This window comes from Streptomyces sp. NPDC020489, assembly GCF_044386545.1.
Taxonomy (GTDB): Bacteria; Actinomycetota; Actinomycetes; order Streptomycetales; family Streptomycetaceae; genus Streptomyces.
In genome coordinates this window covers 195524-211278 of sequence record NZ_JBIRUZ010000003.1, presented here as the reverse complement: position 1 = coordinate 211278, position 15755 = coordinate 195524, and the positions used below count along the sequence as shown (strand labels likewise).

General features: G+C 70.0%; 14 protein-coding genes. 6 read left to right on the top strand and 8 right to left on the bottom strand.

Annotated elements, in window-relative coordinates:
• Positions 1–27 precede the first annotated feature (27 nt).
• Genes ACH41F_RS08075 through ACH41F_RS08060 form a run of 4 tightly spaced genes read right to left on the bottom strand, consistent with a single transcriptional unit; the run spans position 28 to position 4255 of the window.
• The gene (locus ACH41F_RS08075) at positions 28–708 is read right to left on the bottom strand and encodes a hypothetical protein (RefSeq protein ID WP_391233792.1); all 681 of its coding nucleotides are present in this window, start codon (positions 706–708) and stop codon (positions 28–30) included.
• 28 nt (positions 709–736) lie between these two features.
• Positions 737–2392 carry an extracellular solute-binding protein gene (locus ACH41F_RS08070; RefSeq protein ID WP_398833849.1) on the bottom strand — a complete coding sequence of 552 codons (1656 nt, stop codon included), beginning with the start codon at positions 2390–2392 and terminating at the stop codon, positions 737–739.
• Between the two features lie 13 nt (positions 2393–2405).
• Entirely contained in the window at positions 2406–3278 is an 873-nt protein-coding gene (locus tag ACH41F_RS08065; RefSeq protein ID WP_398833847.1) for a carbohydrate ABC transporter permease, read from the bottom strand.
• The gene (locus ACH41F_RS08060) at positions 3272–4255 is read right to left on the bottom strand and encodes an ABC transporter permease subunit (protein ID WP_391233789.1); all 984 of its coding nucleotides are present in this window, start codon (positions 4253–4255) and stop codon (positions 3272–3274) included. Before ACH41F_RS08060 ends, ACH41F_RS08065 begins: the two co-directional genes overlap by 7 nt.
• Positions 4256–4481: 226 nt before the next feature.
• Between ACH41F_RS08060 and ACH41F_RS08055 the strand changes: the two genes are divergently transcribed.
• From ACH41F_RS08055 to ACH41F_RS08045, 3 genes are all read left to right on the top strand, one after another.
• A complete protein-coding gene (locus ACH41F_RS08055; RefSeq protein ID WP_391233788.1) occupies positions 4482–5471 on the top strand; it encodes an acetylxylan esterase in 990 nt (329 codons plus the stop codon).
• A 405-nt stretch (positions 5472–5876) separates the two neighbouring features.
• The gene (locus ACH41F_RS08050; protein ID WP_391233787.1) at positions 5877–6467 is read left to right on the top strand and encodes an HD domain-containing protein; all 591 of its coding nucleotides are present in this window, start codon (positions 5877–5879) and stop codon (positions 6465–6467) included.
• Positions 6468–6854: 387 nt separating this feature from the next.
• Positions 6855–7943, top strand: a complete 1089-nt coding sequence (locus ACH41F_RS08045) for a lytic polysaccharide monooxygenase (RefSeq protein WP_391233786.1) — start codon at positions 6855–6857, stop codon at positions 7941–7943.
• A 76-nt stretch (positions 7944–8019) separates the two neighbouring features.
• Here the strand turns inward: ACH41F_RS08045 and ACH41F_RS08040 are convergent, their stop codons facing one another.
• Entirely contained in the window at positions 8020–10815 is a 2796-nt protein-coding gene (locus ACH41F_RS08040) for an aconitate hydratase AcnA (protein WP_391233785.1), read from the bottom strand.
• Positions 10816–11123: 308 nt separating this feature from the next.
• Here ACH41F_RS08040 and ACH41F_RS08035 point away from each other — a divergent pair, with 308 nt between their 5' ends.
• Together ACH41F_RS08035 and ACH41F_RS08030 are read left to right on the top strand one after the other, a co-directional pair.
• Positions 11124–11321, top strand: a complete 198-nt coding sequence (locus ACH41F_RS08035) for a DUF4236 domain-containing protein (RefSeq protein ID WP_391233784.1) — start codon at positions 11124–11126, stop codon at positions 11319–11321.
• Between the two features lie 73 nt (positions 11322–11394).
• On the top strand, positions 11395–12924 hold the full coding sequence (locus ACH41F_RS08030) for a UDP-N-acetylglucosamine 1-carboxyvinyltransferase (protein ID WP_391233783.1): 1530 nt from the start codon (positions 11395–11397) through the stop codon (positions 12922–12924).
• Positions 12925–13012: 88 nt separating this feature from the next.
• On the opposite strand, the gene ACH41F_RS08025 is transcribed toward ACH41F_RS08030, so the two are convergent.
• Positions 13013–13429, bottom strand: coding sequence for a DUF6299 family protein (locus ACH41F_RS08025; protein WP_398833842.1), 417 nt, complete (start codon positions 13427–13429; stop codon positions 13013–13015).
• A 237-nt stretch (positions 13430–13666) separates the two neighbouring features.
• On the opposite strand from ACH41F_RS08025, the gene ACH41F_RS08020 reads away from it, so the two are divergent.
• Complete coding sequence (locus ACH41F_RS08020) at positions 13667–13849, top strand: DUF5999 family protein (protein ID WP_398833841.1); 183 nt, start codon at positions 13667–13669, stop codon at positions 13847–13849.
• Between the two features lie 154 nt (positions 13850–14003).
• Here ACH41F_RS08020 and ACH41F_RS08015 read toward each other — a convergent pair whose 3' ends face one another.
• Both ACH41F_RS08015 and ACH41F_RS08010 read right to left on the bottom strand, forming a co-directional pair.
• A complete protein-coding gene (locus ACH41F_RS08015) occupies positions 14004–14402 on the bottom strand; it encodes a Rid family hydrolase (RefSeq protein WP_391233780.1) in 399 nt (132 codons plus the stop codon).
• Complete coding sequence (locus ACH41F_RS08010) at positions 14399–15649, bottom strand: acyl-CoA dehydrogenase family protein (protein WP_391233779.1); 1251 nt, start codon at positions 15647–15649, stop codon at positions 14399–14401. Before ACH41F_RS08010 ends, ACH41F_RS08015 begins: the two co-directional genes overlap by 4 nt.
• Positions 15650–15755 lie beyond the last annotated feature (106 nt).

The window sequence follows — 15755 nt, the reverse complement described above, 5'->3', positions numbered from 1 at the left end:
GGTCGCCGCCGCACCGGACCGTGCCGGTCATGCGGTGAAGTCCTCCCGGGTCTCGGCGATCACCGCGCGGCTGCCGTGCAGCAGGGACAGCAGCAGCGGGGTGGCCAGCAGGGCGGGCAGGGCCTCCGTGCACAGGGCCGTCCCCGCGGCGGTCAGGACGAGCAGCGAGGCGGCGGCGAGGTCGGCGCGGGGGTGCCGCACGAGGAAGTACGCGGCGAGGCGGGCGGTGTCGCGGGTGCGGAAGCTGAAGAGGGAGGTCAGGACGAGCGCGTGGGCGCCCCACAGGAGGGAGCCCAGGCCGATCGCCGCGAGCAGGACCGCCCACCAGCCGGGCAGCCCGGTCGCGGAGAAGTGGGTGAGGGTGAAGGCGATGACCGTGAGCCAGCCGAGCAGCGGCGCCCAGAGCGTCAGGGCGGGCAGGGCGTTGAGCCGCCAGCCGCGCCGGTACGCGCGGGCCGGGTGCAGGTCGGTGAGGTCGCGGTCGCGGTGGTGCAGGGCGTAGAGGGCGGCGGAGCAGGCCGGGCCGAGCGGAAGCAGGCAGCAGGCCGCGAGGGGGAGGTTGGCGGGGGCGGGCCCGAGCAGGAACAGGCCGGTCAGGCCGGGGGCGGCGGTGAGCAGTAGGAGCGCCTCGACGGTGACCAGGGTGTGCAGGAGGGCGGCGGCCCGGGAGAGGGGGCCGGCGCCGAAGGCGGTGGCGGGCGCGCTCATCGCGGGCCCCTTCCCGGCAGCCGCGGCATCACCCGTTCTCCTTCTGGAACCGGTCGTACGCCGTGTTGTGCAGGTCGACGAACTGCTGCATGTTCTTCGACTTCAACTCGGAGACGTACGCGTCCCATTCGGACAGCGGGCGTTTGCCCAGGACGAACTTCAGGGTGTTCTGGATGACGTGGTCCTTGAGCGGGGTCTCCCAGAGGGTCGCCTGCTCCTGCTCCACGGACTGAAGCGGGTGTGCCGGGGCGATGGGCAGCTGGGTGCGCTGGGCCATGGCGTCCTGAAACTTCTTCTCGTCGGGGCTGAAGTTGGAGGAGACCAGGTCCCAGCTGCCGCCGTAGGTGAAGACGCCGTTGAAGAAGCCGAAGTCCTTCTGGAGGTCCTTCGGGGCGCCCGGGTCGGAGCCCATGAGGGAGATGCCGGGCTTCAGCCGGTACCGGCCGCCGGACTCCGTGTAGGTGGTGCCCTCCACACCCCACTTGCAGAACTTCTGGCCTTCGTCGGAGTACCAGAGCCAGTCCACGAACTGCATCATCGCCACGAAGCTGTCGCTCTTGAGGGCCTTGCTGGAGATCATGATCCCGTTCTCCAGCCGCGCGCCGTCGAGCACCACCGGACCGGCCGGGCCGAGCGGCACCGGCAGCATCTCGATCGTGGCGCCCTTGACCTGCTTCTCCAGGTTGAACCGGTACTCCTGGACCAGCACCTGCGGGTTGGCGCTGATCACATAGGACTTCTCGGCGAGCAGCTTCTGCAGGGCCTGGTCGTCCTGCTGGGTGAAGCTCTCCGGGTCGAGGAGCTTCTCGGCGACCAGCTTCCGCATGAACTCGACCATCTGACGCCAGGTGTCCATGGCACCGGTGAAGACGAACTGCTTCGCCTTGCTGTCGAAGGTGGTGGTGTCGAACGTCCAGCCCGCCTTGATCCCGTAGGCCTGCCCGAGATAGCTGAACAACGCCCCGCACGGGAAGGGGGTGTTGGTGCTCCAGCGGTCGCTCCAGGGGTACGTGCCGGGGTACTCGGACCTCAGGGCCGTGAGGACGTCGTAGACCTGGTCCCAGGTCTCCGGCAGGGCGAGGCCCAGGCGGTCGAGGACGTCGGTGCGCAGGGCCATCGAGTAGGTGGACTTGGCCTTCTCGTGCAGGCCCGGCAGCAGGTAGTACTTGCCGTCGGACTGGCGTATGGAGTCCAGTTCGGGCTCCAGGCGCCACTTGCGCACCTTCTCCCGGAAGTTGGGCATCAGGTGCACGTACTCGCTGACCGGCAGGATCGCGCCCGAGGAGACGAAGGCGACCTCGCCCGGGTGGTACGTCTTGGGGATGAGGAAGGGGGCGTCGCCGGCGCCGATGAGGACGCTGCGCTTCTTCTCGTAGTCCGCCAGCGGGACGTCGAGCGGCTTGAGGGTGATCCCGGTGCGCCGGGTGACCTCCTTCCAGAACAGCCAGCCGCTCTTCATCGGGTAGACCGGGTTGTTGTTGTGCAGCAGGGAGAAGGAGAGCGGCTTCGTGGCCCTGAACTGCTGTCCGGCGCGGTACTCCTTCATCGCGCCGTCCTGCTTCTTGGAGAGGTCCTTGCCGTCCCCGCCGTCGTCCCCGCCGCCGCAGCCGGTGAGGGCGGCGAGTCCGGCGAAACCGGCGGCGGCCAGGAGCTGACGCCGTGACAACTGCTGTGCCTTCTGCACTGGTACTCCCTTGTTAGCCCTTGACGGCGCCGAGCATCACGCCCGAGACGAAGTAGCGCTGGACGAACGGGTACACGCAGATGATCGGAAGCGCGGTGAGCACGATGGTGACCGCCTGGATGTTCGCCCCGACCTGGCTGAGCTGGTCCGTGGTGGCACCGGCGTTGGAGCCGCCGGTGGCGCCCTGGATCATGTTCCGCAGATAGACGGTGACCGGCATCAGGTCCGAGCTGTCCATGTAGAGGAACGCGCTGAACCAGGAGTTCCAGAACGACACCGAGTAGAAGAGCACCATGGTCGCCACGACCGCCTTGGACAGCGGCAGCACGATCCTGAGCAGGGTGCCGTAGGTGCCCAGACCGTCGATCTGCGCGGCCTCCTCCAGCTCGGTCGGCAGACTCTCGAAGAAGGCCTTCATCACCAGGAGGTTGAAGACGCTGATCGCGTTGGGCAGCGCGATCGCCCACACGCTGTTCTTCAGACCGAGGCTGGTGATCAGGACGTACTGCGGGATCAGGCCACCGGTGAAGAACATGGTGAAGACCGCGATGCCCACCAGCGCGGTACGGCCCTTGAGGTGCTTCTTCGAGAGCACGTACGCGTAACAGGTCGTCAGGACCATGGCCACGGCCGTCGACACGAGCGTGTAGAAGACGGTGTTGCCGTAGTTGCGCCAGAACATCGGGTCCTGGAAAACGATCTTGTACGTGGTGAGGTTGAACCCCTGCGGCCACAGGGTCACTTCACCGGCGCGGATCTGGCGCTCCCCGCTGAAGGACCGCGCGACGATGTTGACGAAGGGGTACAGCGTCACCAGCACCACGAGGGACAGCACCACCGCGTTCACGCCCTGGAAGACCCGGTAGGGGCGGCTCGGCCTCACCACAGGCTGGTCCCCACCGTGCGGCGCGAGAGCTGGTTGGCGGAGACGATCAGGACCAGGCCGATGACCGCCTCGAAGAGACCGATGGCGGCGGCGTAGCTGAAGCTGTTGGACTCCACACCGGTCCGGTAGACGTAGGTGGAGATCACGTCGGCCGTCGGATAGGTCAGCGCGTTGTACAGCAGCAGCACCTTCTCGAAGCCGACCGCCAGGAACGTGCCGATGTTGAGGATCAGCAACGTGATCATGGTGGGGCGGATACCGGGCAGGGTGACGTGCCAGATCTGCCGCCAGCGGTTGGCGCCGTCGATGCGCGCGGCCTCGTAAAGGTCCTCGTCGATGGTGGTGAGCGCGGCGAGGTAGAGGATCGTGCCCCAGCCGGCGGTCTGCCAGATCTCGGAGCCGACGTAGATCGTGCGGAACCACCCGGGTTCCTGGACGAAGCGGATCGGGTCGTGCCCGAACCAGCCCAGGACGTGGTTGACGGGTCCGTCCGTGGCCAGCATCTGCAGGGTGATGCCGGCGACGATCACGATCGACAGGAAGTGCGGGAGGTAGGAGACCGACTGCACGAAACGCTTCAGGGAGCGCCGGCGCACCTCGTTGAGCAGCAGGGCGAGCACGATCGGGATCGGGAAGCAGAAGACGAGGGTGAGGCCGCCGATCCAGAGGGTGTTGCGGAACACCTGCCAGAACGTGGGGTCGTTGAGGAACATCTCGACGTACCGCAGGCCCACCCACTGCTCGCCGAAGATCGACCCGCCGGGCTGGAAGCGGCGGAACGCGATCACGTTGCCGAGCATCGGCAGATAGCGGAAGACCAGGAAGAACAGCAGCGGCAGCAGCGCCAGCGAGTACAGCTGCCAGTCGCGGCGCAGCGCCCGCCTCCAGGTGCCGCGTGCGGTGGGTACCGGGGGCCGGGCGGGTGCGGGCGGGTCCTGGATGCCGGGCGGAGAGGCCGACTTGGTGGAGGTGCTCATGCTCGGTCCTCACAGGAGGGGGGAGTTGAACCGAAACTTTCGAGCGCTTACCGGTAACTTCGCGGCAACTTAGAGGCAGCAGGAAAGCGCTGTCAATGGTGTCGCAGCGGGCGTCTGAGGCCTGAGTGGGGAGTTGGAGCCCGCCGCGCGCGGGGTAGGACAGGGAGACCAGGCCCAGCGATCTCCGCAAGTTTCCCTTCTCTGACCGACTCCTGCGAGGTGTCCCGTGCCCGCGTTCGACCTGCCGCTGACGGAACTGGTGAACCACCGGCCGCTCCCCGAGGAGCCCGCCGACTTCGACGAGTTCTGGCAGGGGACCCTCAAGGAGGCGGCGCGGCACGAGGTGTTGGTGTCGGCCCGCCCGGTGGACAACGGACTGCGGCTGATCCGGACCTGGGACGTGACGTTCCGCGGCTTCGCCGGCGAGCCGGTGCGCGGCTGGTTCAGCAGACCTGCGCAGGCGCCCGAACTCCTGCCCGCCGTCGTCGAGTTCGCCGGTTACGGCCGCGGCCGCGGACTCCCGCACGAGCGCCTCACCTGGGTCAACGCCGGGTACGCGCATCTGCTGATGGACAACCGCGGCCAGGGCGACCAGTACGGCAACGGCGGCGCCACCCCCGACCCGCACGCCTCCTCCCCCGGCGGCCCGGGCCCGGCCGTCCGCGGCCTGCTCGCACCGCACGACTACCACTACCGGCGGCTCGTCACCGACGCGGTGCGCGCGGTGGCGGCGGTCCGCGCCCTCCCCGGGGTGGACGCCGAACGCGTCGCCGCGGCCGGCAACAGCCAGGGCGGCGGCCTCGCGCTGGCCGTCGCCGGACTCGTCCCGGACCTGGCGGCGGCCCTGGTCACCGCACCCTTCCTGTGCGGCATCCAGCGCGCCCTCGACCTCACCGACGCGAGCCCGTACGGCGAGATCTCCGCGTACCTCGCCGTCCACCGCGGCGCCGAGGAGGCCGCCCACCGCACCCTCGCCTATGTGGAGGGCGTCTCCTTCGCCCGCCGCGCCCACGCCCCGGCCCACTTCGGCGTGGGCCTGCGCGACACCGTCTGCCCGCCGAGCGGGGCGTACGCCGCCTTCAACCGCTACGGCGAACTCTCCGGCGCCGCCCCGCACGCCGAGATCCACGCCTATGCCTACAACGGACACGAGGGCGGGGACGCGGTGCAGGTGCGGCGCCAACTGGACTGGCTGGGGCGGATGTGGGTGGGGTGACGTCCCGCCGTGCGCGAGTGAAGACACCGGACACCAGCGGCCAGAGGCCCCCCTACGACCAGCACGACCCGCCGACGGACGTGCCCCGGAGGGTTCTTTCCGTGTGACCGGCAGCCCGTGGTCGACGCGGCCACCGCCTCGGGTGAGGCGGCTCCAACTGGGTTGACGGCGTCGCCCGTTGGCAGGATAGAGTGAGGTTTAGACCACTCGACAACGTTGTCCGTGCGGAGCGGTGACGCCAGCGTCGCCTTCCGCGTCACGTGCCGTTGGGTGTCGTCGCCGACCAACCGTCACCCGGGCAGGGTCTCCCCCCGTTCGCCTGCCCGGCATGCGGACCCGGTGGAGGTGTCCACCGGGTCCGCACAGGCCCGCCCCGCACCCCGGCCCGGCCCCTACCCTGTCCGGATGACCTCCACCGAGCTCCTCCGGCGCGCGCTCGACGACCCCGGCCACCCCCCGCTGCGGCCCCTGCCGGACCAGGCGGCGGATCTGCTGAGGAAGCTCGACGCGCCGCCCCGCCTGGCCGCGCATCTGCGGGCGGTGCACGATGTGGCCCACCGCCTGGTGGAGTGGCTGTCGCAGCGCCACCCGTCGCTCCTGCTGGACCGCGAAGCCGTACTGTTCGGCGCGGCCACGCACGACATCGGCAAGACCGTCCATGTCGCGGAACTCTCCGGCCCGGGCTCGTCCCACGAGGACGCGGGCCGCGAGCTGCTCCTCTCCCACGGAGTCGCCCCCCGCCTCGCCCGCTTCGCCGCCACCCACGCCACCTGGACCCTCCCGGACATCGCCCTGGAGGACCTGCTGGTGAGCCTCTCCGACAAGGTCTGGAAGAACAAGCGCGTCCCGGAGCTGGAGGACCTGGTGGTCAGGAGGCTGGCCGGGGCGAGCGGGCGGACGGTGTGGGAGGAGTTCATGGACCTGGACGATCTGCTGACGTCGTTGGGGGAAGGGGCGGAGGGGCGGCTGGCGTTCCAGGGGTCGTATCCGGTCTGAGCCGGAATCAGGGCGCCTCGGGGCGGCGCGGGAGGCCCCTCGGCGGCCCCCTCGGCGGTCCCTCGACGGCCCCCCATCGGTACTTCGGCGGCCCCTCGGCGGGCGACGCCTCACGCTCCACCGGTTTACAGCAGCCCCAGTTCGCGCTAGCTTCCGCAACAGGCGGGGTGGGAGCGCTCCCATACGGGCGGACCGGAACCTGTCCCGAGGGAGCCCCCCGCCCCGCTCATCCGCAGCCACGCCCGAAGAGACGCGCGCACGGCTCTCCGCACCCGCATGTGCACGCCTATCCGCGCACGCGCACGCGCACGCACACACGCACGCATGCGCACCCCCTCCGCACACGCATCCGCACGGCCCGCACCCCTAGGAACGGACTGGACTGTCATGATCCCGACAAAGACAGCGGCGTCCCCGGGTCGCCTCTCAACGCTCCCCACGCGTGCCAGAGCCCTCTTCCTCGTCCTGGTCTCCCTGCTCGCCACCATCCCGGCCGTCGCCCTGGTGATGTCGACCGGCGGCGCGGCCGAGGCCCACGGCACTCCCATGAAGCCCGGCAGCCGCACCTTCCTGTGCTGGCAGGACGGGCTGACCGACACCGGTGAGATCAAGCCGGTCAACCCGGCCTGCAAGAACGCGCAGACGGTCAGCGGCACCACACCGTTCTACAACTGGTTCTCCGTACTGCGCTCGGACGGCGCCGGCCGCACCCGGGGCTTCGTGCCGGACGGCCAGTTGTGCAGCGGCGGCAACACCAACTTCACCGGCTTCAACGCCCCGCGCGACGACTGGCCGCTCACCCACCTCACCGCGGGCAGGACGGTCGACTTCTCCTACAACGCCTGGGCCGCGCACCCGGGTTGGTTCTACGTCTACGTCACCAAGGACGGCTTCGACCCGAAGAAGACCCTCACCTGGGACGACATGGAGGCCCAGCCCTTCCTCAGCGTCGACCACCCGCCGCTCAACGGCAGCCCGGGCACGGTCGAGGCCAACTACTCCTGGACCGGGCAGCTTCCGGCGAACAAGTCGGGCCGCCACATCATCTACATGGTCTGGCAGCGCTCGGACAGCGCGGAGACCTTCTACTCCTGCTCCGACGTCGTCTTCGACGGCGGCAACGGCGAGGTCACCGGCATCCACCAACCGGGCAACCCGAGCGAGCCCGTGCCGGGCACCTGCACCGCTACCCGTAAGAGCACGGGCAGTTGGAACAACGGCTACCAGTCCGAGGTGACCGTCACCAACACCGGCAACGTGCCGATGCTGGGCTGGATGGTCGACTGGACGCTGCCGACCGGACAGAAGGTCGACAGCCTGTGGAACGGCACCCCGACCTACAACGGCCAGGCGGTGATGGTCCACAACGCCAACTGGAACGGCTCGCTGAGTCCGGGGCAGAGTACGACGTTCGGCTACGTCGTCACCGGCTCCGGCGGCGACACGGCGACGAACCTGCCCTGCCGGGTGGGTTGAGCCGAGGCGTAGGGAACACAGCGAGGGCCGCACCCCCGTTCGGGGAGTGCGGCCCTCGACTGGCTTGCGGTACCGCTTAGTTGCGGATCAGCGAGCGCAGCACGTACTGCATGATGCCGCCGTTGCGGTAGTAGTCGGCCTCACCGGGGGTGTCGATGCGGACGACCGCGTCGAACTCGACGCCCGTGTCGGTGGTGACCTTGACCGTGCTGGGGGTGGTGCCCTCGTTGAGCTCGGTCACGCCGGTGATGGAGAAGGTCTCCTCGCCGGTCAGACCGAGCGAGTCGGCCGTCTGGCCGGCCGGGAACTGCAGCGGCAGGACGCCCATGCCGATGAGGTTCGAGCGGTGGATGCGCTCGTACGACTCGGTGATGACGGCCTTGACGCCGAGGAGGGCGGTGCCCTTCGCGGCCCAGTCGCGGGACGAACCGGAGCCGTACTCCTTGCCGCCCAGGATGACCAGCGGGATGCCGGCGGCCTGGTAGTTCTGCGACGCGTCGTAGATGAAGGAGACCGGGCCGCCCTCCTGCGTGAAGTCGCGGGTGTAGCCGCCCTCGGTTCCCGGCGCGATCTGGTTGCGCAGGCGGATGTTGGCGAAGGTGCCGCGGATCATGACCTCGTGGTTGCCTCGGCGCGAGCCGTAGGAGTTGAAGTCACGACGCTCCACACCGTGCTCGGTGAGGTACTTGCCGGCCGGGGTGTCGGCCTTGATGGCGCCGGCGGGCGAGATGTGGTCGGTGGTGACCGAGTCGCCGAGCTTGGCCAGGACCCGGGCGCCGGTGATGTCGGAGACCGGGGTGGTCTCCATCGTCATGCCCTCGAAGTAGGGGGGCTTGCGGACGTAGGTCGACTCCGGGTCCCACTCGAAGGTGTCGCCGGTCGGGATCGACAGGGCCTGCCACTGGGCGTCGCCCGCGAAGACGTCCTGGTAGGACTTGGAGAACATGTCCTCGCCGATGGCGTTGGCGACGACGTCGTTGACCTCGGCCTCGGTGGGCCAGATGTCCTCCAGGTAGACCGGCTTGCCGTCCTGGTCGGTGCCGAGGGCGTCCTTGGTGATGTCCACCTTCATGGAGCCGGCGAGGGCGTAGGCGACGACCAGCGGCGGGGAGGCCAGGTAGTTCATCTTGACGTCGGGGTTGATCCGGCCCTCGAAGTTCCGGTTGCCGGAGAGGACCGAGGTCACCGCGAGGTCATGGTCGTTGACGGCCTTGGAGACCTCCTCCGGCAGCGGGCCGGAGTTGCCGATGCAGGTGGTGCAGCCGTAACCGACGAGGTTGAAGCCGACCTTGTCGAGGTAGGGGGTCAGGCCCGCCTTGTCGAAGTAGTCGGTGACGACCTTCGAGCCCGGGGCGAGGGTGGTCTTGACCCACGGCTTGCGGGTCAGGCCCTTCTCCACGGCCTTCTTCGCGACGAGCGCGGCGGCGACCATGACGTACGGGTTCGAGGTGTTGGTGCAGGAGGTGATGGCCGCGACCGTCACCGCGCCGTGGTCGATCTCGTACGTGGAGCCGTCGGGGGCGGTCACGGTGACCGGGTTGGACGGGATCGCCGCACCGGTGCCGTCGGCGTGCTGCGGGGCGCCGGCGCCGTTCTCCTGGCTGCCGTAGGCGGGGGCGTCGGAGGCCGGGAAGGACTCGGCGCTCGCCTCGTCGACCGGGGAGGCGGCGGTGCCGGCCTGGACGGTGGGCACCTCGACGTAGTTGAGGACGTCCTTGGCGAACTGCTCGGCGGCGTTCGCGAGGACGATGCGGTCCTGCGGGCGCTTCGGGCCGGCGATGGACGGGACGACCGTGGACAGGTCCAGCTCGAGCTTCTCGGAGAAGTCCGGCTCGGCGGCCGGGTCCAGCCAGAGGCCCTGCTCCTTGGCGTACGCCTCGACCAGCGCGAGCTGCTGCTCGGAACGGCCCGTGAGCTTCAGGTACTTGATGGTCTCGCCGTCGATCGGGAAGATCGCGGCGGTGGAGCCGAACTCCGGCGACATGTTGCCGATGGTGGCGCGGTTCGCGAGGGAGGTGGCGGCGACGCCCTCGCCGTAGAACTCGACGAACTTGCCGACCACGCCGTGCTTGCGGAGCATCTCGGTGATGGTCAGCACCAGGTCGGTGGCGGTGGTGCCGGGCTTGAGCTCACCGGTGAGCTTGAAGCCGACGACGCGCGGGATGAGCATCGAGACCGGCTGGCCGAGCATCGCGGCCTCGGCCTCGATGCCGCCGACGCCCCAGCCCAGCACACCGAGGCCGTTGACCATGGTGGTGTGGGAGTCGGTGCCGACGAGGGTGTCGGGGTACGCCTGGCCGTTGCGCACCATGACCGTGCGCGCCAGGTGCTCGATGTTGACCTGGTGGACGATGCCGGTGCCCGGGGGGACGACCTTGAAGTCGTCGAAGGCGGTCTGGCCCCAGCGCAGGAACTGGTAGCGCTCCTTGTTGCGGCCGTACTCCAGGTCGACGTTCTGCTTGAAGGCGTCGTGGGTGCCGAACTTGTCGGCGATGACCGAGTGGTCGATGACCATCTCGGCCGGGGAGAGCGGGTTGACCTTCGCCGGGTCGCCGCCGAGGGCCTTGACGGCCTCACGCATGGTGGCGAGGTCGACGACACAGGGCACACCGGTGAAGTCCTGCATGATCACGCGGGCCGGCGTGAACTGGATCTCCTGCGACGGCTGGGCCTGGGAGTCCCAGTTGCCGAGGGCGCGGATGTGGTCGGCGGTGATGTTCGCGCCGTCCTCGGTGCGGAGCAGGTTCTCGAGCAGAACCTTGAGGCTGTACGGAAGGCGAGCCGAGCCTTCCACCTTGTCCAGCCGGAAGATCTCGTACGACTCGTCGCCCACGCTCAGCGTGGCACGGGCGTCGAAGCTGTTCGCCGACACGACAGTCTCCTTCATTGATGTGCGCGTAACTCACCACGATCCTGCCGCCACGGCATCTTGGCCGATCCGCTAAGGTAAGGCTAAGTTAGGTACGCCTTACCACCGGGGTGCCGATGCGGGCGGCTGCGGTGCGCCTAGGCAGATATCTCGATGTCGAGATAACTCTAGTACACGGGGGCGGGATGGTCATGCCCCGACTCCGTTTGTGATGTCTCACACGGTCGGGGACCGTCCGGGACGCGGGGCCATCAGTCGGCCGAGTCGGGGTAACCGACAGGTACATGTCCGCGACTCAGACGGGAGCCACGATGCCCCTCACGTTCCGCAAGAGTTTCCGGATCCTTCCCGGTGTCCGACTGAACATCAACCGCCGCTCCTGGTCCATCACCACCGGCGGGAAGAACGGACCCAAGCAGACCCACAGCAGCACGGGACGTCGTACGACATCAGTGGATTTGCCCGGACCTTTCGGGTGGCGCCGCACCCGTACCGCCAGGCGGGGTTGACGCACCGTCAGGCCCGTCACTCGGACGGACCCTCCGAAATGCGCCATCTCATATCTGAGATAGCCTCAACCCCATGGCAGACGATTACCTCGTACGCATCGGCAAGCTCATCCGTGACGCCCGGCAACACCGGGGCTGGACACAGTCGCAGCTCGCGGAGGCGCTGGGCACCAGCCAGAGCGCCGTCAACCGCATCGAGCGCGGCAACCAGAACATCAGCCTTGAGATGATCGCTCGCATCGGTGAAGCCCTGGAGAGCGAGATCGTCTCTCTGGGCTACGCGGGCCCGATGCATCTGCGGGTCGTCGGCGGACGCAGGCTCTCCGGCGCCATCGACGTCAAGACGAGCAAGAACGCGTGCGTGGCACTGCTGTGCGCCTCCCTGCTCAACAAGGGGCGCACGGTGCTGCGCCGCGTCGCGCGCATCGAGGAGGTCTACCGCCTTCTGGAGGTGCTGAACTCCATCGGGGTGCGCACCCGCTGGATCAACGACGGCGTCGACCTGGAGATCGTGCCGCCGGCCGAGCTGGACATGGCCGCGATCGACGCCGAGGCGGCCGTGCGCACCCGCTCGATCATCATGTTCCTGGGCCCGCTGCTGCACCGCATGGACCGCTTCCGGCTGCCCTACGCCGGCGGCTGCGACCTCGGCACCCGCACCATCGAGCCGCACATGATCGCGCTGCGCCGCTTCGGGCTCGACATCGCCGCGACCGAGGGCATCTACCACGCACAGGTCGACCGGTCCGTCTCCCCCGAGCGCCCGATCGTGCTGACCGAGCGCGGCGACACCGTGACCGAGAACGCGCTGCTGGCCGCCGCCCGGCACGACGGCGTCACGGTCATCCGCAACGCCTCCTCCAACTACATGGTCCAGGACCTCTGCTTCTTCCTGGAGGCGCTCGGCGTCCGGGTCGAGGGCATCGGCACCACGACCCTGACCGTGCACGGCGTGCCCACCATCGACGTCGACGTGGACTACTCCCCCTCCGAGGACCCGGTCGAGGCGATGAGCCTGCTGGCCGCGGCGGTCGTCACGGAGTCGCAGCTGACGGTGCGCCGGGTGCCGATCGAGTTTTTGGAGATCGAGCTGGCGGTCCTGGAGGAGATGGGCCTCGACCACGACCGTACGGCGGAGTACTTCGCCGACAACGGCCGCACCCGGCTGGTCGACCTGACGGTCCGCCCCTCCAAGCTGGAGGCGCCGATCGACAAGATCCATCCGATGCCGTTCCCCGGCCTGAACATCGACAACGTGCCGTTCTTCGCGGCCATCGCGGCCGTCGCCTCGGGCAAGACCCTCATCCACGACTGGGTCTACGACAACCGCGCGATCTACCTCACGGACCTGAACCGCCTCGGCGGCCGGCTCCAGCTGCTGGACCCGCACCGGGTACTGGTCGAGGGCCCGACCCGCTGGCGCGCCGCCGAGATGATGTGCCCGCCCGCCCTGCGCCCCGCCGTGGTCGTCCTGCTGGCGATGATGGCGGCCGAGGGCACGTCGGTCCTGCGGAACGTGTACGTCATCAACCGCGGTTACGAGGACCTGGCCGAGCGGCTGAACTCGATCGGGGCGCAGATCGAGATCTTCCGGGACATCTGACCCGGCTCGACGTCCCCCCTCCGGCCGCGGCTCCCTCGGGAATCGCGGCCGGAGCGCTGTCTGCGGCGAGCCTCACCGGCTGTCCGGGTCAGCGCTGGGTCAGCGTGATCCCCTGCTGCCGGGCCGCGTGGAAGTGGGGCAGCGGCAGGCCGCCCTGCGGGCGCAACTCCATCACCGTGGCCTCCACCTGGGCGGTGCCGGGCTCCAGCGAGCCGGGCGCGGGCCTGCCGGTGTTCTCCCAGCGGTGCTCGACGCCGTCGCACACAGCGCGGGTGCCGCCGATGCCGTGGCGGAGGGTCGGGGACTTCTGGCCGATGGAGGAGCTGACGAACGCCGGGCCGGTGCTGCCGAGGCAGCGGTAGGTGCCGGAGAGGGTGACCGTGCCGTCGGCGGCGACGGTGCCGGTCGGGTCGACGGTGACCGTCTCGTAGGAGTCCGCGGCGGCGGTGGGGGCGGCCGCCAGCAGGAGCAGGGCGGCGAGGACGAAGGCGGGGCGGACGGGCATGGAAGAGCCTCCCGGGAAAGGGGAACAGGGGCCTCCACTGGTACCGGCAAGGCGGGGCGACCGGCGTGATCGTCACTCCTTCGGTGGCGAGTCCGCGGCGGTCTTCGTGGATCGGTCAGGGTGTTGTCCGCGTGTTGTCACGGTTGCCGCCCGGCTGTTCCGATGCGTCCGCGGCGGGCGCATGGTCTATCCATACGGACGACCCGTACGGATCGTCCTCCCGCCGTGGAGGTCGCCATGTGTTCCCACCAGTCTTCCTGCCCCGTCTCCGACACCCACGCCGCGCACGTCGTGGCCGCCCGGCCCGAGCAGGGCTGGAGCCTGCTGTGCGACGGGGCGATCGTCTTCGACGACACCGGTGAGCTGCGGCCGGACGGGAGCGTCGTCGGGCCGGTCACGCAGCTCGCGATGGCCGCGTGAGCGCTCGGCCGTGAGCGCTCGCCCGTGAGCGCCCAGCCGTGAGCCCTCGGCCATGAGCGCCCGGCCGTGAGCGCCCAGCTGTGAGCCCTCGGCCGGCGGTGCCCGGATGGGCTGTCCGGCGGCGCGGGTGCGCGTCCCTCCGCGGCGCGTCCGGCTACGGCAGCACCGCGAAGCCGTCCAGTTCCACCAGCGCCTCCTCGTCCCACAGCCGTACGACCTCCACGACCGCCATCGCCGGGTAGTCCCGGCCCGCCAACTCCCGCCAGATCCGCCCCAGTTCAGGGGCCCGAGTCCGGTAGTCCGCCACATCCCTGGCGTAGACGGTGACGCGGGCGAGGTCGGCGGGGGTGCCGCCGGCGGCCCGCAGCGCGGCCAGCAGATTGGTGAGCGCCCGCTCGAACTGTGCCACCAGCCCCTCCCCCACGACCTTGCCGTCCGTGTCGAGGGCGGTCTGGCCCGCCAGGAAGACCACACGGGTGCCGGTGGCGACGACGGCGTGGGAGAACCCCGCGGGCGGGGAGAGCTCGGGCGGGTTGACGCGCTCGGTGCTCATCGCTCCGCCTCCGTCCGGGCGTACAACTCCTTGGCGATGATGCCGCGTTGTACTTCGCTCGCGCCCTCGTAGATCCGCGGGGCGCGTACCTCGCGGTAGAGGTGTTCGAGGAGGTGTCCGCGGCGCAGGGCGCGGGCGCCGTGCAGTTGGACGGCCGCGTCGACGACGTACTGCGCGGTCTCGGTGGCCAGCAGCTTCGCCATCGCCGCGCGCTTGGGGACGTCCGGGTCGCCTTCGTCGTACGCCGTCGCCGCCGCGTACACCATCAGGCGGGCCGCGTCGGTGCGCAGGGCCAGTTCGGCGACCCGGTGGGCGACCGTCTGGAGGTCCTTCAACTTGCCGCCGAACGCGTCCCGTCGGGCGGTGTGCGCGAGGGTGGCGTCCAGGGCGGCCTGGGCCATGCCGACCGCGAACGCGCCGACGCTGGGCCGGAACAGGTTGAGCGTGCCCATCGCGACCCGGAAGCCGCGGTCGGGCTCACCGAGGACGTCGTCGGCGGTGACGGGCACGCCCGCGAAGTCGAGGGCGCCGATGGGGTGCGGCGAGAGCATGTCCAGGGCGGTGCCGGTGAGGCCGGGGCGGTCTGCGGGGACCAGGAACGCGGTGACCCCGCGGGCGCCGGCGCCGGGCGTGGTCCGGGCGAAGACGGTGTAGAAGTCGGCCTCGGGGGCGTTGGAGATCCAGCACTTCTCCCCGGTGAGCCGCCAGCGGGCGGTGCCGTCTGGCTTGGCGGTGAGGGGCGGGTCGGGGCGCGGGGCACCGCCGGACGAGTCCGCGGCGAGCACGTCACCGGGGGCGCCCGCACCCGGCGCCCCGCCCGCCTCTGACTCCGTCTCCGTCCCCGCCTCCGCCCGCAACTCCAGCCCCGCCGCGTCCGACCCGGCCCCCGGCTCGCTCAGCGCGAACGCCGCCACCGCGTGGCCCTCCGTCACCGCGGGCAGCCACCGCTCCCGCTGGGCCGGGGTCCCGTGGGCGTGCACGGGGTGGGCTCCCAGGCCCTGGAGCGCGAGGGCGGTCTCCGCCTCCGTGCAGGCGTAGGCGAGGGACTCGCGCATCAGGCAGAGGTCCAGGGCGCCGGAGGTGAACAGCCGCCGTAGCAGGCCCAGTTGCCCCAGCTCGGCGACCAGAGGCCGGTTCACGCGCCCCGGCTCGCCCTTCTCCGCCAGCGGGCGCAGCCGGTCGGCGGCCGTGGCACGCAGCTCCGCACACCAGGCGGTTTGTGCCGGATCGAGCGAGAATGCGGGCATTGCCGGTCCCCTCTCTCCACTGGACCCTTCGACGATATCGCGTCCCATTGACTGTCGTCACCAACGCGATACGCTCCTTCCGCGAGCCCACCCACGACGCCCACGA